This is a genomic window from Allobosea sp. GW821-FHT03A12 (assembly GCF_058986765.1).
In genome coordinates this window covers 2501-5642 of record NZ_JBYSVZ010000020.1, presented here as the reverse complement: position 1 = coordinate 5642, position 3142 = coordinate 2501, and the positions used below count along the sequence as shown (strand labels likewise).

Genomic DNA, 3142 nt, shown 5'->3' with positions numbered 1-3142 from the left:
TGGTTGCGGGGGCCAGATTTGAACTGACGACCTTCAGGTTATGAGCCTGACGAGCTACCGGGCTGCTCCACCCCGCGATAAACGGCAACGCGGCGCGGGGTGCGGTTGGGCACCCTGCGCCGCGCGCTGGAAGTCATATGAAGAGGGGATATCCTTGACAGGCCCGGCAACGACCTACTCTCCCGGGTCTTGAGACACAGTACCATCAGCGCTGAGGAGTTTAACGGCCGAGTTCGGGATGGGATCGGGTTCTGGCTCCTCGCTCAAGCCACCGGGCCGGCGAAGGATATGGCAAGCACTGGTCTTTCCGTGCGGCGCTTGTGGCGCCGTTGTTGTCGCGTTTTGTGTTGGTGTCGCGGACATTGATCATGAGAACGATCAAGCCGATCGAGCAATTAGTACCGGTAAGCTGAGCAGGTTACCCTGCTTACACACCCGGCCTATCAACGTGGTCGTCTTCCACGGCTCTCAAGGGAGAACTCGTTTTGAGGTGGGTTTCCCGCTTAGATGCATTCAGCGGTTATCCCGACCGTACATAGCTACCCTGCACTGCGGCTGGCGCCACAACAGGTCCACCAGAGGTACGTCCACCCCGGTCCTCTCGTACTAAGGGCAGATCCTCTCAATTCTCCTACACCCACGGCAGATAGGGACCGAACTGTCTCACGACGTTCTGAACCCAGCTCACGTACCACTTTAATCGGCGAACAGCCGAACCCTTGGGACCTTCTCCAGCCCCAGGATGTGATGAGCCGACATCGAGGTGCCAAACGATTCCGTCGATATGGACTCTTGGGAATCATCAGCCTGTTATCCCCGGCGTACCTTTTATCCGTTGAGCGATGGCCCTTCCACGCGGGACCACCGGATCACTATGGCCGTCTTTCGACTCTGCTCGACTTGTCAGTCTCGCAGTCAGGCAGGCTTATGCCATTGCACTCAACGAGCGATTTCCGACCGCTCTGAGCCCACCTTCGCACGCCTCCGTTACTCTTTGGGAGGCGACCGCCCCAGTCAAACTGCCTGCCATGCGCTGTCTCGGACCCGGATGACGGGTCGCGGTTAGACATCCATGACGATAAGGGTGGTATTTCAAGGATGACTCCACCAGAGCTGGCGCCCCGGCTTCAAAGTCTACCACCTATCCTACACATGCCGACACGAATGCCAGCGCAAAGCTGCAGTAAAGGTGCACGGGGTCTTTCCGTCTGACCGCAGGAACCCCGCATCTTCACGGGGAATTCAATTTCACTGAGTCTATGCTGGAGACAGCGGGGAAGTCGTTACGCCATTCGTGCAGGTCGGAACTTACCCGACAAGGAATTTCGCTACCTTAGGACCGTTATAGTTACGGCCGCCGTTTACCGGGGCTTCAATTCGGTGCTTGCACACCTCCTTTTAACCTTCCGGCACCGGGCAGGCGTCAGACCCTATACGTCATCTTACGATTTCGCAGAGCCCTGTGTTTTAGTTAAACAGTCGCTACCCCCTGGTCTGTGCCCCCAATGCCTAGTTGCCTAAGCACTGGGCCTCCTTATCCCGAAGTTACGGAGGTAAATTGCCGAGTTCCTTCAGCATAGTTCTCTCAAGCGCCTTGGTATACTCTACCAGTCCACCTGTGTCGGTTTCGGGTACGGTCTGATGTTGGAGCTATTTCCAGGAACCGCTTGGAAGCCAGGTCAATCCAATAAGACCTGACAGCGTACGCGATCCGTCACTACCAACTGGCTGCGGAATATTCACCGCATTCCCATCGACTACGCCTTTCGGCCTCGCCTTAGGGGCCGGCTAACCCTGCGGAGATTAACTTTACGCAGGAACCCTTGGACTTTCGGCGACAGTGTCTTTCACACTGTTTGTCGTTACTCATGTCAGCATTCGCACTTCCAATACCTCCAGGAGCCCTCACGGGTCTCCCTTCGTTGGCTTATGGAACGCTCCGCTACCGCTTGCACAAAGTGCAAACCTTAAGCTTCGGCTCGTGGCTTGAGCCCCGATACATTTTCGGCGCAGGAACCCTTGTTTAGACCAGTGAGCTGTTACGCTTTCTTTAAAGGATGGCTGCTTCTAAGCCAACCTCCTGGTTGTTTTGGGATTCCCACATCCTTTCACACTTAGCCACGAATTGGGGGCCTTAGCTGTAAGTCAGGGTTGTTTCCCTCTCCACGACGGACGTTAGCACCCGCCGTGTGTCTCCCGCGCAGTACTTCTCGGTATTCGGAGTTTGGTTAGGTTTGGTAATACGGTAAGTACCCCGCACCCATCCAGTGCTCTACCCCCGAGAGTATTCACGCGAGGCGCTACCTAAATAGCTTTCGCGGAGAACCAGCTATTTCCGAGTTTGATTGGCCTTTCACCCCTAGCCACAAGTCATCCGAGACTTTTTCAACAGGCACCGGTTCGGTCCTCCAGTAAGTGTTACCTTACCTTCAACCTGCTCATGGCTAGATCACCCGGTTTCGGGTCTAATCCGACGAACTGAACGCCCTGTTCAGACTCGCTTTCGCTGCGCCTACGCCTAGCGGCTTAAGCTTGCTCGTCAGACTAAGTCGCTGACCCATTATACAAAAGGTACGCGGTCACCCAGGACGAACCTTGAGCTCCCACTGTTTGTAAGCATTCGGTTTCAGGTGCTATTTCACTCCCCTCGTCGGGGTGCTTTTCACCTTTCCCTCACGGTACTTGTTCACTATCGGTCGCTGAGGAGTACTTAGGCTTGGAGGGTGGTCCCCCCACGTTCAGACAGGATTTCACGTGTCCCGCCTTACTCATGTCTCAACTGCTTGCAGATCCGTACGGGGCTATCACCCATTGATGCGTGGTTTCCCAACCACTTCCGGTAACGCACAGTCGAGCACTGGCCTGGTCCGCGTTCGCTCGCCACTACTAACGGAGTCTCGTTGATGTCCTTTCCTCCAGGTACTTAGATGTTTCAGTTCCCTGGGTTAGCTTTGAACCCCTATGTATTCAGAGTTCAATACCTTCTTGTGATCTCTGTTAGCTCAAAGACAGACCGAAGCCTGTCCTTGGAATAACAGAGATCGAAGGTGGGTTTCCCCATTCGGAAATCCGCGGATCAAAGCTCATTCGCAGCTCCCCACGGCTTATCGCAGCGTATCACGTCCTTCATCGCCTCTCAGCG

Annotated in this window: 1 tRNA gene and 2 rRNA genes (1 of these 3 only partly in view); all 3 read right to left on the bottom strand. The window is 55.2% G+C overall.

Annotated features, from left to right (window positions below):
- Positions 1–77 (bottom strand) — tRNA-Met (locus AC3WLC_RS32040).
- A gap of 84 nt (positions 78–161) precedes the next feature.
- Positions 162–276: ribosomal RNA gene (gene rrf / locus AC3WLC_RS32035) — 5S ribosomal RNA — on the bottom strand.
- A gap of 98 nt (positions 277–374) precedes the next feature.
- Positions 375–3142: ribosomal RNA gene (locus AC3WLC_RS32030) — 23S ribosomal RNA — on the bottom strand (it continues 37 nt past the right edge of the window).